Raw genomic sequence first — 15,966 nt, 5'->3', positions numbered from 1 at the left:
GGCAATGGTGTGCTGCTGGAGCGGATCGCGCTGAATCTGGTGCAGAACGCGGTGCGGTACAACGTGGCGGAGGAGGGCTGGGTGGAGGTGACCACTCAGGCGCTTCCGGGGTGTGCGGTGCTGGTGGTCGCCAATACGGGGCCGGTGGTTCCGGCGTATGAGGTGGAGAACCTCTTCGAGCCGTTTCGGCGGCTGCGTACCGAGCGCACCGGCAGCGACAAGGGCGTGGGGCTGGGCCTGTCCATCGTGCGCTCGGTGGTGCGCGCCCACGACGGCACGATCACCGCCGAGCCCCGCGAGGGGGGCGGCCTGACCATGCGCGTCGTACTGCCGCTCTGAGCAGGCCACAGGGTGGCTGTACGGCCGCTGGAGCGACCGGGACCCCCGCGTGCGGTCGTCGGACATCTGTGCGTACGATCGCCCGTCTCACGGCCGTACACCGTCCCGCCTCCCGGTTTGACGAAACGGGGGGTGGGCGGGGATCCTTCGCCACGTTCGCTTTGCGCAGAATTGCACCGGTCCGACCGCCGGTCTGCGCGTGTGTGATCGCTCACAGACGCGAATTTCCAGCCATCTACGCTCCGTGATCAAAAAGCCAGTCGGAATGCCGGGGAAGTCCGGGTTTTCGAGGGGCCGGATCACGGGAAGTACAGGTGATGGGCTGCGCGAGGTGCGACATTCGGACCGTGTACGGTCCTGATCGCCATCCAAACCGATCACCTCTTCAGGGGTGCGGTTGGGTGTCGATTGAGTAACAGACCTTGATGTGAGGCAAAATCTCCGCCTCAGGTCGGGCACAAGTCCGGCCTCTCACGCGTTACGAGCGCTGAGACACCGCAGACACCCAGAGGGGGAGAGCGAAAATGGCTACGGATTACGACACTCCACGCAAGACCGATGACGACCTCAACGAGGACAGCATCGAGGAACTGAAGTCGCGGCGGAACGACAAGTCCGCCTCTGCCGTCGACGTCGACGAGTTCGAGCAGGCCGAAGGCCTGGAGCTGCCCGGCGCCGACCTGTCCAACGAAGAGCTCGCGGTGCGCGTGCTGCCCAAGCAGCAGGACGAGTTCACCTGCATGAGCTGCTTCCTGGTCCACCACCGCAGCCAGCTCGCGGAGGAGAAGAACGGGCAGCCGATCTGCCGCGACTGCGCGGCCTGAGACCGGTCTGCGCCGTGGCAGGCGTGAACCCGTTCCGTAAGGGCCCCAAGGGCGTCAGCGGCTCGGCGGCCGGCGCACGATCACGCGACGAAACCGCGCCCGTGCCCGCCGACCCGACCGCCCTTCCCACGGAGCGGACGGCCGGTGCACCGCAGGAGCGAGGCCGCGGGGCCTCGCCCGCGGCCCCACGCGGGCGGATGCGGGCCTGGCCCGCCGCGATCGCCGACCGGATCATCGCCACCGCCCCGCGGATCCCGGTCCGCGACCTGGCCACGCTGCGCGCCCAGTTCCCCGGCCTGACCCCCGAGGAGCTGGCCGACAAGCTGGTCGCGGGCGCCTGCGCGGGCACCGCCACCGTCGGAGCGGGCGTCGGCGCGGCAGCGATGCTGCCCGTTCCGCCCGCCATGCCGGCCGAGCTGGCCGCCGAGATCACCGGCGTGGCCTCGGTCGAGATCAAGCTGATCGCCGAGCTGCACGAGGTCTACGGGCTGCGCCCCGCGGGCGGCCTCGGGCAACGCGCGATGGCCTATCTGTCGGCCTGGACGCACGAGCGGGGCGTCGACGTCGCCGATCCGGCGTCGCTGAACATCGCGCTCGGCGGGCAGATGAGGCGCGAACTGCGCCAGCAGATCATGAAGCGCACGCTGCGCAACCTGCCCAACCTCACGCCGTTCCTGGTCGGCGCCGCCGTCGGCGCGTTCATGAACCGCCGCGACACCGGAAAGCTCGCGGCGAAGGTCCGCAAGGACCTGCGCACACGGCAGGTCCCCTGGGACGCCCTTTCCCCGCCCGGCGGCTGACGGGCCGCGCCCCGCGGCTCAGTCGCGTACGGCCGCCAGTGCCGCCACCAGACGCTCCGGCTGCCGCGTCGAGAGGTACGCGTACGGCGTCGGGTCGTCCGGATCCGTGATCTCCACCCGCACCGCGGTGCGGACATAGCCGCGCAGCAGCATGAACGCGCGGGCGTCGGCCTTGTGCGTACGCCATGCCAGCGCCTCGTCCGCGTCCAGCGCCCGCGCCTCGCCCAGCGCCGCCGCCGGGATCCTGGCGTCGCCGGCGATCAGCGCACCGCCCACCACCCGGATCCGCACCGAGCCGTACGAGCTCACCGCCACCGCGGACAGCGCCGCCCCGCCGATCAGCCCGCCGAGCATCGGGAGCGTCCCCAGGGGGAGCAGCATCAGGGCACAGGCGACGCCGACCAGCGCGGCGATCGCCCACCAGGACCGGGGCGCGGTGAGACGTTCTTCGTACGACTGCATGAACCCAGCTTGGCACGGCGGCGCGGGCCCCTTACGCGCGCGGGTAGGGTCTGCACTCGTGAGTGGAACTGACGAACCCAGGGCGCGGCTGACGCCGCCGAAGGACGCCGCCGCTCCGGTCCGGCACCCCGAGGCGCCGGCTCCCGGAGAACTCCTCGGCGCGCACTACGACCGCTGCTTCGGCTGCGGTACGGGCCAGTCGCACGGTCTGCACCTGGAGGCGCGGGCCGGCGACGGCGTGAGCGTACAGGCCGAGTTCACCGTCAAGGAGGCCCACCAGGGCGCGCCCGGTCTGGCGCACGGCGGAGTGCTGGCCACCGCGCTGGACGAGACGCTCGGCTCGCTGAACTGGCTGCTGCGGGTGATCGCGGTGACCGGCCGGCTGGAGACCGACTTCCTGCGGCCGGTGCCGCTGGGCACGGTGCTGCACCTGGACGCGCGGGTCACCGCGGTGCACGGGCGGAAGATCTACTCGACGGCCGTGGGGCGGATAGGCGGCCCGGACGGCCCGGTCGCGGTGCGCGCCGAGGCCGTCTTCATCGAGGTGAAGGTCGACCACTTCATCGACAACGGAAGGACCGAGGAGATCCAGGCGGCGATGGCAGACCCGGACCAGGTCAGGCGAGCACGTGCGTTTGAGGTGAACCCGTGAGTCAGGTACGGAATCCGGTGGATGTACTGCTGCGGCGGCTGGACCCGGACGTGCCCGTTCCGTCGTACGGACATCCCGGCGACGCGGGCGTGGACCTGGTGACCACCGAGGCCGCCGAACTGGCGCCGGGGGAGCGCGCCGTGCTGCCCACAGGGGTGTCGATCGCGCTGCCCGACGGGTACGCGGCGTTCGTGCACCCCCGCTCCGGGCTCGCAGCGCGCTGCGGACTGGCGCTGGTCAATGCCCCCGGGACGGTCGATGCCGGGTACCGTGGAGAGATCAAGGTGATCGTGGTCAATCTGGACCCGCGCGAGAGCGTGCGGTTCGAGCGGTTCGACCGGATCGCCCAACTTGTCGTCCAGCAGGTCGAGAAGGTGCGCTTCCACGAGGTGGCGGAACTTCCCGGCTCGGCGCGGGCCGAGGGGGGATTCGGTTCCACCGGCGGTCATGCGGCGGTGGGCGGCTCCACGGGCGGGAATGAATACGCAGCGGTCGGTGCCGACCGGGAAGGACAGTGACGTGTTCGGACGTCGCAAGAAGAATGAGGCTCCTGAAGAGTCGGCCAAGGACGCCACGCTCGCCGACGAGCAAGCGGTGAGCGGCGCCGACGAGGGCGAGGCGACGCAGCAGCGGCTCAACCTTCCGCCCGCGCCGCGCCCCGACGGCCCCTGGGACGCGTCGGAGGTCAAGGACCCCGGTGAGGGCCGGGTGGACCTCGGCGGCCTGTACGTGCCCGGTGTCGAGGGCATGGAGCTGCGGGTGGAGGTCGCCGGTGACGCGATCGTCGCCGCGACGGTGGTGCTGCAGGACAGCGCCGTACAGCTGCAGGCCTTCGCCGCTCCCAGGAACGAGGGCATCTGGGGAGAGGTCCGCGAGGAGATCGCGGCCGGCATCACCCAGCAGGGCGGGGTCATCGACGAGGTCGAGGGCCCGCTGGGCTGGGAGCTGCGCGCCCAGGTACCCGTACAGCTGCCGGACGGCACCAACGGTGTGCAGGTCGTGCGCTTCGTCGGTGTCGACGGCCCCCGGTGGTTCCTGCGCGGGGTGATCTCCGGCCAGGGCGCGGTGCAGCCGCAGGCCGCGGGCGTGCTGGAGCACATCTTCCGGGACACCGTCATCGTGCGCGGTGAGGGACCGATGGCGCCGCGTGACCCGATCGTCCTGAAGCTGCCGGACGACGCCCAGATGGTGCCGGACGGCGTGCAGCAGGAGCCGGCCGGGCAGTCCCGGTTCGGCGGTGGCGTGGAGCGGCTGGAGCGCGGACCGGAGATCACCGAGATCCGCTGACACCGACCGCAAGCCGGCGGGCGCGAAAAGGCGCCCAGGTCGGCCGGATCGCGTTGCTCGCGAGGGCCCGTACCCCTGACAAGGGGGTCCGGGCCCTCGGCGTTTGTGCAGGTCAAAAACGGGCGCGTATGGGTTCCGTCAACGGGGCGCTAATGGCCGTAAGGGAGGCGTCAACAGAGTTCGAGCCGCGGGGGAAGAGCGCTTTGCTTTGGGGGTCCTCATCTCCCGTCTATCTAGGAGCACACGATGGCCGACGTGGCCTTCGTCGTCGTCACGCTCGCGGTCTTCGCGTTGGTGGCCCTCGTCGCCAAGGGGGTGACGAAGCTGTGACCATCGAGAACATCGTCGGCCTGATCGTTGCCGTCGCCCTGCTCGGATACCTGGTCCTTGCCCTCGTCTTCCCGGAGAGGTTCTGACGTGTCCATAGCTGCTGCCGCAGCGGGCAACATGAGCCCCGTCCTCGCAGGCGTGCTCCAGCTGATAGCGCTGATCGCGGCGCTGACCCTGGCGTACCGCCCCCTCGGCGACTACATGGCCGCCGTCTACAGCTCTCCCAAGCACCTCCGCGTCGAGAAGGTCATCTACCGCTGCATCGGCGCCAACGCGGACGCCGAGATGCGCTGGCCCGCCTATCTGCGCGGCGTCCTGGCGTTCTCCGTGGCGGGTGTGCTCTTCCTGTACCTGCTGCAGCGCCTCCAGGGCGGTCTGCCGCTGTCCTTCGGCTTCGCGTCGATCAGCCCGGACCAGGCGTTCAACACCGCGGCGTCCTTCGTCGCCAACACCAACTGGCAGTCCTACAGCGGCGAGCAGGCCATGGGCCACGTCGTGCAGACCGGCGGCCTCGCGGTGCAGAACTTCGTCTCCGCCGCCACCGGCATGGCCGTCGCCGTCGCCCTCGTCCGCGGCTTCGCCCGGTCCCGCACCGGTGACCTCGGCAACTTCTGGGCCGACCTGGTCCGCGGCACCGTCCGGGTGCTGATCCCGATCTCGGTCGTCGGCGCCCTCGTCCTGGTCGCCTGCGGCGCCATCCAGAACTTCTCCGGCATCCACGAGGTCGGCCAGTTCATGGGCGGCACCCAGCAGACCGGGGGCGGCGCGTACGCCTCGCAGGAGGTCATCAAGGAGCTGGGCACCAACGGCGGTGGTGTCGCCAACGCCAACTCGGCCCACCCCTTCGAGAACCCCAACGCCTTCACCAACCTCTTCGAGATCTTCCTGATCCTCGTCATCCCGTTGGCGCTGACCCGCACCTTCGGCAAGCTCGTCGGGAACGTGAAGCAGGGCTACGCGGTCCTGGCCACGATGGGCGTCATCTGGCTCGGCTTCACCGCGCTGATGATGTGGACCGAGTTCGCCCACGGCGGCCCGGCCCTGCAGGCCGCGGGCGCCGCCATGGAGGGCAAGGAGACCCGCTTCGGCGTCGGCTCCTCCGCGATCTTCTCGGTGGCCACCACCTTCACCTCCACCGGCGCGGTGGACTCCTTCCACTCCTCCTTCACCGCCTTCGGCGGCGGCATCCAGCTGCTCGGCATGATGCTCGGCGAGGTCGCACCCGGCGGTGTGGGCTCCGGCCTCTACGGCATGCTCGTGATGGCGATCATCGCGGTGTTCATCGCCGGCCTGATGGTGGGCCGTACGCCCGAGTACCTGGGCAAGAAGATCGGCACCCGCGAGATCAAGCTCGCCGCCTGCTACATCCTCATCACCCCGACGCTCGTCCTCGGCTTCACCGCCGCCTCGATGGTGCTGCCGGACGCGCTGGGCTCGATGCTCAACACCAAGGCGCTGGGCGCCGGTTCGCACGGCTTCTCCGAGGTGCTGTACGCGTTCACCTCCGGCGCCAACAACAACGGCTCCGCCTTCGGCGGCCTGAACGCCAACACGCCCTGGTACAACACCACGATCGGTCTGGCCATGCTGCTCGGCCGCTTCCTGCCGATGGTGTTCGTGCTCGCGCTGGCCGGTTCGCTCGCCGAGCAGAAGCCGGTCCCGGAGACCGCGGGCACCCTGCGTACCGAAAAGCCGCTCTTCGCCGGGCTGCTCGTCGGCACGATCCTGATCATCACCGGTCTGACCTACTTCCCGGCGCTGGCCCTCGGGCCGCTGGCGGAGGGCCTGTCATGACCGCCCCCGTGAAACCAGAGGAGCCCGGCTCCATGTCCACCGCCACTCCGACTCGCGCTCCGCACCAGGACGTCCCCAGCGGGCACAAGCCCGGCGACGGCCGCGTGGGCGGCGGTCTCTTCGACCCCAAGCAGCTGGTCAAGTCCTTCCCGGACGCGATACGCAAGCTCGACCCGCGGGTGATGGCCAAGTCCCCCGTGATGTTCGTGGTCGAGGTCGGCTCCGTGCTGACCACGTTCTTCGCCCTCAAGTCCCCCGGGGACTGGTTCGGCTGGGCGATCGCCGCCTGGCTGTGGCTGACCGTCATCTTCGCCAACCTGGCGGAGGCGGTCGCCGAGGGACGTGGCAAGGCACAGGCCGACACCCTGCGCAAGGCGAAGACCGACACCGTGGCGCGCCGCCTGAACGGCACGACCGAGGAACAGGTTCCCGGCACCGAACTGCGCATCGGCGACCTGGTCGTCTGCGAGGCCGGCGACATCATCCCCGGTGACGGCGATGTCGTCGAAGGCGTCGCCTCGGTGGACGAGTCGGCGATCACGGGTGAGTCGGCGCCGGTGATCCGCGAGTCCGGCGGTGACCGTTCTGCCGTCACCGGCGGTACGAAGGTGCTCTCCGACCGCATCGTCATCAAGATCACGACGAAGCCCGGCGAGACCTTCATCGACCGGATGATCAACCTCGTCGAGGGCGCCGCACGGCAGAAGACCCCCAACGAGATCGCGCTGAACATCCTGCTCGCGTCGCTCACCGTCGTCTTCCTGCTGGCGGTCGTCACCCTCCAGCCGTTCGCGATCTACGCGGGCGCCCAGCAGCCCATGATCGTGCTGCTGGCGCTGCTGGTCTGCCTGATCCCGACGACGATCGGCGCGCTGCTCTCGGCCATCGGCATCGCCGGCATGGACCGGCTGGTGCAGCGCAATGTGCTGGCCATGTCCGGGCGCGCCGTCGAAGCGGCTGGCGATGTATCGACATTGCTGCTCGACAAGACCGGCACCATCACCCTCGGCAACCGCCAGGCCGCCGAGTTCGTCCCCGTCCGCGGCACCACCGAGGCCGAGGTCGCCGACGCGGCCCAGCTGTCCTCGCTGGCCGACGAGACGCCGGAGGGCCGCTCCATCGTGGTCCTCGCCAAAGAGAAGTACGGGCTGCGCGAGCGCCACCAGGGCGAGCTGACCGGCGCCGAGTGGGTCCCGTTCACCGCCCAGACCCGGATGTCCGGTGTGGACGTCACCGAGGACGGCCACCACCGCAAGGTCCGTAAGGGCGCGTCGGGTTCGGTCATCGCCTGGGTCACGGAGCGCGGTGGCGAGGTCGCCGCCGACGCCCAGCAGCTCACCGACGCCATCTCGCAGGCCGGCGGCACCCCGCTGCTGGTCGCCCTGGAGGACGAGCGCGGCCCGCGCGTCCTGGGTGTCATCCACCTCAAGGACGTCGTCAAGGACGGCATGCGCGAACGCTTCGTCGAGCTGCGCAAGATGGGCATCAAGACCGTCATGATCACGGGTGACAACCCGCTGACGGCCAAGGCCATCGCCGACGAGGCGGGCGTGGACGACTTCCTCGCGGAGGCCACGCCCGAGGACAAGATGGCGCTCATCAAGCGGGAACAGGCCGGCGGCAAGCTGGTCGCCATGACCGGGGACGGCACCAACGACGCCCCCGCGCTGGCCCAGGCGGACGTCGGTGTGGCCATGAACACCGGTACCTCGGCCGCCAAGGAGGCCGGGAACATGGTGGACCTGGACTCCAACCCGACCAAGCTCATCGAGATCGTCGAGATCGGCAAGCAACTGCTCATCACCCGGGGCGCCTTGACCACCTTCTCGATCACCAACGACGTCGCCAAGTACTTCGCGATCATCCCGGCGATGTTCGCCGGCGCCTACCCGGGCCTGTCGGCCCTGAACATCATGGGCCTGCACAGCCCGACCTCGGCCATCACCTCCGCGATCATCTTCAACGCGCTCATCATCATCGCCCTGATCCCCCTCGCCCTGCGCGGTGTCCGCTACACCCCCGCCTCCGCCCACGACCTGCTGCGCCGCAACCTGACCCGCTACGGACTCGGCGGTCTCGTCGCCCCGTTCATCGGCATCAAGCTCATCGACCTGCTGGTCTCCCAGATCCCCGGGCTCGGCTGAGTCCCGCCGCCGGAGCCGGGCGCCCGCCGGCCCGGCTCCGGGCGCGCCGGTACCGCCCCGTACCGGCGGCCCTTCCGCTGTCGGCGGAAGCCCGGACGGCCCGGCAGCGGCCTGCGAGGGTGGCGTCCATGGCGAAGTACACGAGAGCGGCGGGCAAGAACACACCGGTACGCCGACTCGACCTCGGCTACTTCATCCGGCCGGCGTCGGAGACCGGCGGCCCGCACCCACGCGTGGAACCCGTACTCGGCTACCTCGTACGGCACGAGCAGGGGCTGATCCTCTTCGACACCGGCATCGGCAGCGGGTCCCCGGAGGCCGACGCGCACTACCGTCCGCGCCGCCGCGCACTGCCGGACGCCCTGGCAGCCGCCGGGGTCGCCCTCGCGGACATCTCCCTGGTCGTGAACTGCCATCTGCACTTCGACCACTGCGGAGGCAACCCGCAGCTGGCCGGCAAGCCCATTGTGGTGCAGGAGGCGGAGCTGGCGTCCGCCCGTCAGGGCGGCTACACCCTCGACGAGCTCGTGGACTTCCCCGGCGCCACCTATGAGGAACTCGCCGGCGAGGCCGAGCTCCTGCCCGGGGTCTGGATCATTCCCACCCCGGGCCACACCGAGGGGCACCAGTCGCTGGTGGTCCGTCAGAACGACGGCTCCGTGGTCCTCGCCGGCCAGGCCCATGACCTCGCGTCCGACTTCGCATCCGGCCACCTGGCCCGCCACGCCGCGCTCGCAGGCGACGCCCAGCCGCTTCCCCCTTACCGGCCCTGGCTGGACCGGCTCACCGAGTTCGACCCGCGCCGTGTCCTCTTCGCCCACGACTGCTCGGTGTGGGAACCGCCCCGCGGCTGACCCGCTCTCCGTGCCGAAACACCTGCCGACGACTGGCGGGCGCTCTTCCCGGGCTCTTTGCACCGTGCTCAGTACATTACGCAGTATCACCATCCGGTTGAAGCGGCCGGGTCGCGGTGGATCGAGCGTCGAGGAGCCCGGTGCATGTTTTTCCGTAAGCGCACGGAACGACTCGGACCCAAGCTGCACCACGCGGCGGAACAAGGTTTCTTCCGGCTCGACGAGCGACTGCCGGCCGCATCGGCGGGAAAACTCCTGCGCAAGGCCTTTCCCGACCACTGGGCCTTTCTGCTCGGCGAGCTGGCGCTCTACAGCCTCATGGTGCTGGTACTCACCGGAGTCTTCCTGGCCTTTTTCTTCGATCCGGACATGGCCGAGATCACCTACCACGGCTCCTATGCCCCGTTGCGCGGCACGCGAATGACCCACGCATACGCCTCCACCCTCGACATCAGCTTCGATGTACGCGGCGGACTGCTCATCCGGCAGGTGCACCACTGGGCGGCGCTGACTTTCCTGGCCAGTATCGGCGTGCACATGCTGCGCATCTTCTTCACCGGAGCCTTCCGCCGCCCCCGCGAAGGGAACTGGGTGATCGGCGTGACGCTCTTCCTGCTGGCGTTGCTGGAGGGATTCTGCGGATACTCCCTGCCGGACGATCTGCTCTCCGGTACGGGCCTGCGCACCGCGGACACCATCATCGGCTCCATCCCCGTGGTGGGGACCTACCTCTCCTTCTTCTCCTTCGGCGGCGAGTTCCCCGGGAACGACATCATCCCGCGGCTCTACGCACTCCACATTCTGCTGGTACCCGGAATCCTCATCGGGCTGGTCACCGTTCATCTCATGCTGGTGGTGTATCTCAAGCACACGCAGTGGCGCGGCCCGGGGAGAACCAACAAGAACGTGATCGGCCAGCCGATGTTCCCGCAATGGCTCACCAAATCCACCGGACTGCTCCTCATCCTGTCCGCGGTGTACGTGGTCCTCGGGGCGGTCGGCCAGATCAACCCGGTCTGGGATTACGGTCCTTTCCAGGCGGACCAGGTGTCCACCAACGCCCAGCCCGACTGGTACGTGGGGTTCCTCGAAGGTGCGCTGCGGTTGATGCCGCCCTGGGAGACCAACATCTGGGGCCACACCATCATGTGGAACGTCTTCATCCCCGCGGTGGCGCTGCCCGGGGTGCTCTTCGGGGTGCTGTACGCCTACCCCTTCTTCGAGCGATGGGTGACCGCCGACCGCGGCGAACTGCATGTCTGCGACCGGCCGCGCGAGCAGCACACCCGCACCGCCTTCGGAGTCGCGGCCATCTCCTTCTTCGCGGTGCTGCAACTGGCCGGCGGGAACGATGTCATCGCGTTTGTCTTCGGCCTGTCGATCAACGCCCTGACGTGGGTGCTGCGTGCGGCGGTGGTGGTCGTGCCACTGCTGGCCTTCGTGGTGACCAAGTGGCTGTGCCTGGCACTGCAGCACCGCGATCGGGACCGGCTGACCGAGGGCGAGGAGACCGGACAGGTGCACCAGTCCGTCTACGGCGATCTGTACGAGGAACACCGGCCGCTGCCCGCCGCGCAGCGTTACACCCTCCTTGTGGGGCAGGCACCGCGTGCGCTCGAAGCGCCCCCCGCAGAGCCCGCCGCACCGCTCTCCCGATCCCAGAGGCTGCGGCTCGCACTGAGCCGCTGGTACTACCGCGACCAGGTCCCCCTGCCGTCCGTACGGCAGCAGGAGCAGCAGGAGCAGCAGGCCGCGGCGGTGTCCGGCCGGCCGGGGGCCGATGGCCCGTAGCGTCAGTCCTCGCGGTCGCGGTATTCGAAGACGAAGCCGAAGACGCCACCGGCCAGCAGGCCCACACCGACCAGGAACAACCACACCCCGTACACCACCCCCAGCGCGGCCACGGCGTATCCGACGGCGGTCAGAAGCGGGTAGACGCTGCGCGGCGGGAAGAAGTCCACCGGCCCTGACCGCTGCTTGATCTCGGCATCCTTGTGGTCTTCCGGGCGGGAGCCGTGCTTGCGCCCCTGCACATAGAGGAAGAGGAAAACCAGCGCGCTCATGAGGAAGGACACGATGAGCGCGGCGGCGCCGGCCGGCTCGGCGTCCGACCACCATGTGTAGCCGACAGCGGTCACCGCGAAGAACAATGCGACGCCGCCGAAGAGAGCGGTCTCGATTTTCATCGGCGGTCACTCGGCCGGGGTTCGGGCATGCTCTCTCCGACTTCCGGATGGTGCAGATCGAACGCCGGCGAGTCGGAGCGGACTCGCGGCATCGTGTGGAAGTTGTGCCGCGGCGGCGGGCAGGACGTCGCCCACTCCAGCGATCTGCCGAAACCCCAGGGGTCGTCCGTCCGGACCTTCGGCGCGTACCGGGACGTGCGCCAGACGTTGTACAGGAACGGCAGCGTGGACGCGCCGAGCAGAAAGGAGCTGATCGAGGAGACCGAGTTCAGCACGGTGAATCCATCGGCGGCCAGGTAGTCCGCGTAGCGGCGGGGCATACCGATTTCGCCCAGCCAGTGCTGTACCAGGAACGTTCCCTGGAAGCCGAAGAACAGCGTCCAGAAATGGATCTTGCCGAGCCGCTCGTTCAGCAGCTTCCCGGTCCACTTGGGCCACCAGAAATAGAATCCGCCGAACATCGCGAAGACGACGGTGCCGAACAGTACGTAGTGCAGATGGGCCACGATGAAGTAGGTGTCCGTGACCTGGAAGTCCAGGGGCGGGGACGCGATGAGCACACCGCTGAGCCCGCCGAGCAGAAAGGAGACGAGGAATCCGATGCTCCACAGCATCGGGGTCTCGAACGAAAGGCTCCCGTGCCACATGGTGCCGATCCAGTTGAAGAACTTCACCCCGGTCGGCACCGCGATGAGGAAGGACAGTACGGAGAAGAACGGCAGCAGCACCGCTCCGGTCGCAAACATGTGGTGCGCCCACACACTGGCCGACAGCATGGTGATGGCGATCGTGGCGCCGACCATGCCGACATAACCGAACACGGGCTTGCGGCTGAATACCGGAATGATCTCGGAAATCACGCCGAAAAACGGCAGCGCGACGATGTAGACCTCCGGATGACCAAAGAACCAGAACAGGTGCTGCCACAGCAGCGCACCCCCGTTCGCGGCATCGAAGACATGCGCACCGAATTTCCTGTCCGCCTCCAGCGCAAGGAGTGCGGCGGCCAGCACCGGGAATGCCAGCAGCGCCAGAATGGATGTGAACAGCACATTCCAGGTGAAGATCGGCATCCGGAACATCGTCATACCGGGGGCGCGCAGGCACACGATCGTGGCAATGAAATTCACCGAACCCAGAATCGTGCTCAGACCGGCCACGACAAGCCCCATGGTCCACAGGTCACCGCCCTTCCCGGGCGAGAACACCGGACCGTTCAGAGGCGCGTAGGCGAACCAGCCGAACGACGCGGCCCCGCCGGGGACGACGAAGCCGGACACCACCATGAGGCCGCCGAGCAGAAAGAGCCAGTACGTAAAGGCGTTCAGCCGGGGGAAGGCGACGTCCGGCGAGCCGATCTGGAGCGGCATCACCGCGTTCGCGAAACCGGCGAACATGGGGGTCGCGAAGAGCAGCATCATGATCGTGCCGTGAATGGTGAACAGCTGGTTGTACTGCTCACTGGAGACCAGCTGAAGTCCGGGAACGGCCAGCTCGGCACGCATCAGCATCGCCAGCGTTCCCGCGAGGAGAAAGAATCCGAATGCGGTGACCATATACAGGTTGCCAATAACCTTATGATCAGTCGTCGTGATCCATCCCAGCAGGACCCGGCCCGGCCGCGACCTGTCCTTTTCCGACGCGAACCGCTCGGCTTCCTTGACCTCCGTCACCTACGCCCCTTCCACCCTCAAGAAATTCCCGCCACGGGAAAACACCGATCCTTCCGCCATAATGGCCGCCCGCGTCACTCCGGGACGCATGCGCCGGGGGGCCGTAGGGGTGAAATGCGAAGCGGTGGCCGACGGGCCCGAGGGGCCCGGCCTCGACAGCACCGGTTGCCCTTGCCGCAGGCCGGGGCCACAGTGAGAAGTGAACAAAGGTGCGAGATCGGAGAGCATCGTGATCGTTCTCGGAATCATCTTGCTTGTCATCGGGTTCCTGACCGGCCTGTCCATCTTGTGGATGATCGGGATCGTGCTCGCCGTGGTCGGGGCGATCCTCTGGCTTCTCGGCGGAACGGGACACGCGGTCTTCGGGCGTAAGCACTACTGGTAGCGCATTACTGGTAGCGCACTACTGGTAGCGCAGGTCACCGCGCACGGCGGCGGCACCGCGCGAAACCGGACGGCCACCGGGGCCTGCCGGCCTCGGTGGCCGAGCTGCGCATGGGCGGAGAACGGCTCCCGGGCGAAGCGGGAAAGCCGCGGGATTTCATTGGGCCACCCGGCTGATTGTGGCCGTCGAGCGTTTTGACTCCAGCGGGTTGACGCCGTCGCGAGCCGCCGACGGCAGGACGATACCTCTGCCATCACCAAGGAAACGGCAGGGAGCATCGTGAGAAGCGTTGTGCGGGCGGGAAGTATCGCCGGGGCGTGCGGCCTCGTTCTGCTGAGCGCCGGAATCGCTCGGGCCCAGACCATTCCGGATCTGCTCTCCGCCACAGTGGGCGCCGATCTCGTCTCCCTTACGGGTACGGCTCAGGGTGTGGTCTGCAACAACCGGCTCGGCAACGTCAACTACAAAGCGCCGCAGTCCAAGACGTCCCGGGCCTGTGTGAACGGGCCTGTGCACAGCGGAAACAGCCGGAACAGCGGAAACTTCATCAACCGCGGAAACCCGAACGACAGCGGCAACCTCGGCAGCACCAACGGCTCCACCAACAGCGGCAACTCCGTCTCGGGCGCGGCGCAGGGCAGCAGCAACAACATCCAGCGCGTCCTCAAGCACCCGCACTGAGGCCGATCCGACCGTCCGCGCACCGGTGCACACCCCTGAGGCGCGCCCTCTGGCCCGGATCTCCGGCCCCGGAACGCCCCGGGGGCCAGGGGTCCGGGCCAGGCCGTTGCCGTCCGTCCGGACCTACGGGTTCACAGACCTACAGGTTCACAGATCGACCATGGCCTCGAAGTCCACGGGCTCCGCACCGGCAGCGGTGACGGTGAAGACCGCGGTGCCGTCCGCGTCACCGGCCACGAGCGGCGGTGTGCGCGCATAGCCGTCACGGTCCGTCCGTACGCTGACGGTCCTTTCATCCCCCTCGAAGAGGACTTGCTGGCTGGTGGACACCCAGGAGAACGTCACCTCGGCATCGGAGACGGGCGTACCGGAGCCAGGGTCGACAAGCCGGGCCCTCAGCGGCTGAGCGAAGGTCTCGAGGCGGCCGGCGTGCTGCCCCGTTCCGCCGGCCGGCTCGATGACCAGTGTCCGAGCCGAGCCTGCTTCCGCCCTCATGCCGCCTCCTGATGGAATGTCATTTCATGTCCTGATTGCCCCCAAGGGGATGCCGGTGATGTTAAGCAGGGCACCGCGCCGGTCTCGCGCGCGACCTCCCCTTTTCCCCGGAGTTCCTGCGTTGGGGTGACGGGAGGGAGCGGTAAACCGCTTGTTGACGTCGTCCCCGGCAATGAGGATGGCGCCATGCCGACCTTCCTCGCTCCCGACGGAACCGAACTCGCCTATCACGTGGTGGGTGAGGGCGCGCCGTTGCTCTGCCTGCCCGGTGGCCCCATGCGCGCCTCGGCCTACCTGGGCGACCTCGGCGGACTGTCGAGGCGGCGCCGGCTGATCATGCTCGATCTGCGGGGCACCGGCGACTCCGGCATTCCGGCCGACCCGGCGACCTACCGCTGCGACCGGCAGGTCGCCGATGTCGAGGCCCTCCGCGAGCACCTGGGCCTGGACCGCGTCGACGTGCTCACGCACTCCGCGGGCGGCGATCTCGCCCTGCTCCACGCGGCCCGGCACCCGGAGCGCATCCGTAGCCTCACCCTGGTCACCGCCCGTGCTCGGGCGCTCGGTGTCGACTTCACCGTGGAGCACCGGCGCGAGGCAGCCGCCCTGCGCACTACAGAGCCGTGGTTCAAGGCCGCGTACGAGGCCTTTGAATCAGTCTGGGCCGGCTCCGCGACCGATGCGGACTGGGACGCCATCGCCCCGTTCTTCTACGGCCGTTGGGACGCCGCCGCGCAGGCGCACGCCGCGTCCGAGGTGGCGCAGTGCAATGACGAGGCCGGGGAGGTGTACGCGTCCACGGGCGCGTTCGCACCGGCCGCGGCCCGTGCCGGCATCGCCAAGTTGACGGCGCCGGTCCTGATCCTCGCGGGCGAGCGGGACAGCGGCCCGCTGCCCCGCGTCGCCGCCAGGATCGCGGAGCTGTTCCCCCGGGCGGAACTGACCGTCCAGCCGGGGGCCGGGCACTACCCGTGGCTGGACGACCCACGGCTCTTCACCCGGACGGTCTCGACGTTCCTGGACCAGGGGTAGCGCTGCGTTCGGCTGGCGGCGAAGCCGC

18 protein-coding genes are annotated in these 15,966 nt (G+C 68.8%); 14 read left to right on the top strand and 4 right to left on the bottom strand.

Going from position 1 to position 15,966, the window contains the following annotated elements; genetic code table 11:
• The 3 genes from ACWD6P_RS29610 to ACWD6P_RS29600 all read left to right on the top strand — a co-directional run.
• Positions 1-339, top strand: a 339-nt coding sequence (locus tag ACWD6P_RS29610; protein WP_451447239.1) for a sensor histidine kinase, incomplete at its 5' end; no start/stop codon positions are given.
• A gap of 524 nt (positions 340-863) precedes the next feature.
• Positions 864-1,163, top strand: coding sequence for a DUF4193 domain-containing protein (locus tag ACWD6P_RS29605; RefSeq protein ID WP_033267328.1), 300 nt, complete (start codon positions 864-866; stop codon positions 1,161-1,163).
• 14 nt (positions 1,164-1,177) lie between these two features.
• A complete protein-coding gene (locus ACWD6P_RS29600) occupies positions 1,178-1,963 on the top strand; it encodes a hypothetical protein (protein WP_451447238.1) in 786 nt (261 codons plus the stop codon).
• 18 nt (positions 1,964-1,981) lie between these two features.
• Here the strand turns inward: ACWD6P_RS29600 and ACWD6P_RS29595 are convergent, their stop codons facing one another.
• Complete coding sequence (locus ACWD6P_RS29595; RefSeq protein WP_451447237.1) at positions 1,982-2,425, bottom strand: DUF3093 domain-containing protein; 444 nt, start codon at positions 2,423-2,425, stop codon at positions 1,982-1,984.
• A 58-nt stretch (positions 2,426-2,483) separates the two neighbouring features.
• Between ACWD6P_RS29595 and ACWD6P_RS29590 the strand changes: the two genes are divergently transcribed.
• The 8 genes from ACWD6P_RS29590 (at position 2,484) to qcrB (ending at position 11,277) form a co-directional block, all read left to right on the top strand.
• Positions 2,484-3,077 carry a PaaI family thioesterase gene (locus tag ACWD6P_RS29590; RefSeq protein ID WP_451447236.1) on the top strand — a complete coding sequence of 198 codons (594 nt, stop codon included), beginning with the start codon at positions 2,484-2,486 and terminating at the stop codon, positions 3,075-3,077.
• Complete coding sequence (gene dut / locus ACWD6P_RS29585; RefSeq protein ID WP_451447235.1) at positions 3,074-3,595, top strand: dUTP diphosphatase; 522 nt, start codon at positions 3,074-3,076, stop codon at positions 3,593-3,595. Before ACWD6P_RS29590 ends, dut begins: the two co-directional genes overlap by 4 nt.
• Before the next feature lies 1 nt (position 3,596).
• The gene (locus tag ACWD6P_RS29580; RefSeq protein WP_451447234.1) at positions 3,597-4,364 is read left to right on the top strand and encodes a DUF3710 domain-containing protein; all 768 of its coding nucleotides are present in this window, start codon (positions 3,597-3,599) and stop codon (positions 4,362-4,364) included.
• A gap of 326 nt (positions 4,365-4,690) precedes the next feature.
• Positions 4,691-4,780 (top strand): K(+)-transporting ATPase subunit F, encoded by a 90-nt coding sequence (kdpF, locus tag ACWD6P_RS29575; RefSeq protein WP_016575741.1) that lies wholly within the window; start codon positions 4,691-4,693, stop codon positions 4,778-4,780.
• 31 nt (positions 4,781-4,811) lie between these two features.
• Positions 4,812-6,488 carry a potassium-transporting ATPase subunit KdpA gene (kdpA, locus tag ACWD6P_RS29570; protein ID WP_451447242.1) on the top strand — a complete coding sequence of 559 codons (1,677 nt, stop codon included), beginning with the start codon at positions 4,812-4,814 and terminating at the stop codon, positions 6,486-6,488.
• A gap of 32 nt (positions 6,489-6,520) precedes the next feature.
• Positions 6,521-8,632, top strand: a complete 2,112-nt coding sequence (gene kdpB / locus ACWD6P_RS29565; protein ID WP_451447233.1) for a potassium-transporting ATPase subunit KdpB — start codon at positions 6,521-6,523, stop codon at positions 8,630-8,632.
• A gap of 128 nt (positions 8,633-8,760) precedes the next feature.
• On the top strand, positions 8,761-9,486 hold the full coding sequence (locus ACWD6P_RS29560; RefSeq protein ID WP_451447232.1) for an MBL fold metallo-hydrolase: 726 nt from the start codon (positions 8,761-8,763) through the stop codon (positions 9,484-9,486).
• 144 nt (positions 9,487-9,630) lie between these two features.
• The gene (qcrB, locus tag ACWD6P_RS29555; RefSeq protein ID WP_451447231.1) at positions 9,631-11,277 is read left to right on the top strand and encodes a cytochrome bc1 complex cytochrome b subunit; all 1,647 of its coding nucleotides are present in this window, start codon (positions 9,631-9,633) and stop codon (positions 11,275-11,277) included.
• A 2-nt stretch (positions 11,278-11,279) separates the two neighbouring features.
• Here qcrB and ctaF read toward each other — a convergent pair whose 3' ends face one another.
• Together ctaF and ctaD are read right to left on the bottom strand one after the other, a co-directional pair.
• Complete coding sequence (ctaF, locus tag ACWD6P_RS29550; protein ID WP_451447230.1) at positions 11,280-11,672, bottom strand: aa3-type cytochrome oxidase subunit IV; 393 nt, start codon at positions 11,670-11,672, stop codon at positions 11,280-11,282.
• A complete protein-coding gene (ctaD, locus tag ACWD6P_RS29545; RefSeq protein WP_451447241.1) occupies positions 11,669-13,279 on the bottom strand; it encodes an aa3-type cytochrome oxidase subunit I in 1,611 nt (536 codons plus the stop codon). Before ctaD ends, ctaF begins: the two co-directional genes overlap by 4 nt.
• A gap of 295 nt (positions 13,280-13,574) precedes the next feature.
• Between ctaD and ACWD6P_RS29540 the strand changes: the two genes are divergently transcribed.
• Entirely contained in the window at positions 13,575-13,730 is a 156-nt protein-coding gene (locus ACWD6P_RS29540) for a DUF6131 family protein (protein WP_451447229.1), read from the top strand.
• A 279-nt stretch (positions 13,731-14,009) separates the two neighbouring features.
• Positions 14,010-14,411: a hypothetical protein gene (locus ACWD6P_RS29535; protein ID WP_451447228.1), complete on the top strand. Its 402-nt coding sequence runs from the start codon at positions 14,010-14,012 to the stop codon at positions 14,409-14,411.
• Between the two features lie 147 nt (positions 14,412-14,558).
• Here the strand turns inward: ACWD6P_RS29535 and ACWD6P_RS29530 are convergent, their stop codons facing one another.
• Positions 14,559-14,906: an Ig domain-containing protein gene (locus tag ACWD6P_RS29530; protein WP_451447227.1), complete on the bottom strand. Its 348-nt coding sequence runs from the start codon at positions 14,904-14,906 to the stop codon at positions 14,559-14,561.
• A 186-nt stretch (positions 14,907-15,092) separates the two neighbouring features.
• On the opposite strand from ACWD6P_RS29530, the gene ACWD6P_RS29525 reads away from it, so the two are divergent.
• Positions 15,093-15,938, top strand: coding sequence for an alpha/beta fold hydrolase (locus ACWD6P_RS29525; RefSeq protein ID WP_451447226.1), 846 nt, complete (start codon positions 15,093-15,095; stop codon positions 15,936-15,938).
• Positions 15,939-15,966 lie beyond the last annotated feature (28 nt).

Source organism: Streptomyces sp. NPDC002446 (assembly GCF_053595675.1).
This window is presented reverse-complemented; position numbering and strand designations above follow the sequence as displayed.

Bases quoted from the DNA above. Each gene is read 5' to 3' on its own strand.
- ACWD6P_RS29605 (WP_033267328.1), top strand. From the start codon at position 864: ATGGCTACGGATTACGACACTCCACGCAAGACCGATGACGACCTCAAC.
- ACWD6P_RS29595 (WP_451447237.1), bottom strand. From the start codon at position 2,425: ATGCAGTCGTACGAAGAACGTCTCACCGCGCCCCGGTCCTGGTGGGCG.
- kdpA (WP_451447242.1), top strand. From the start codon at position 4,812: ATGAGCCCCGTCCTCGCAGGCGTGCTCCAGCTGATAGCGCTGATCGCG.
- kdpB (WP_451447233.1), top strand. From the start codon at position 6,521: ATGTCCACCGCCACTCCGACTCGCGCTCCGCACCAGGACGTCCCCAGC.
- ACWD6P_RS29560 (WP_451447232.1), top strand. From the start codon at position 8,761: ATGGCGAAGTACACGAGAGCGGCGGGCAAGAACACACCGGTACGCCGA.
- qcrB (WP_451447231.1), top strand. From the start codon at position 9,631: ATGTTTTTCCGTAAGCGCACGGAACGACTCGGACCCAAGCTGCACCAC.
- ctaF (WP_451447230.1), bottom strand. From the start codon at position 11,672: ATGAAAATCGAGACCGCTCTCTTCGGCGGCGTCGCATTGTTCTTCGCG.
- ACWD6P_RS29530 (WP_451447227.1), bottom strand. From the start codon at position 14,906: ATGAGGGCGGAAGCAGGCTCGGCTCGGACACTGGTCATCGAGCCGGCC.
- ACWD6P_RS29525 (WP_451447226.1), top strand. From the start codon at position 15,093: ATGCCGACCTTCCTCGCTCCCGACGGAACCGAACTCGCCTATCACGTG.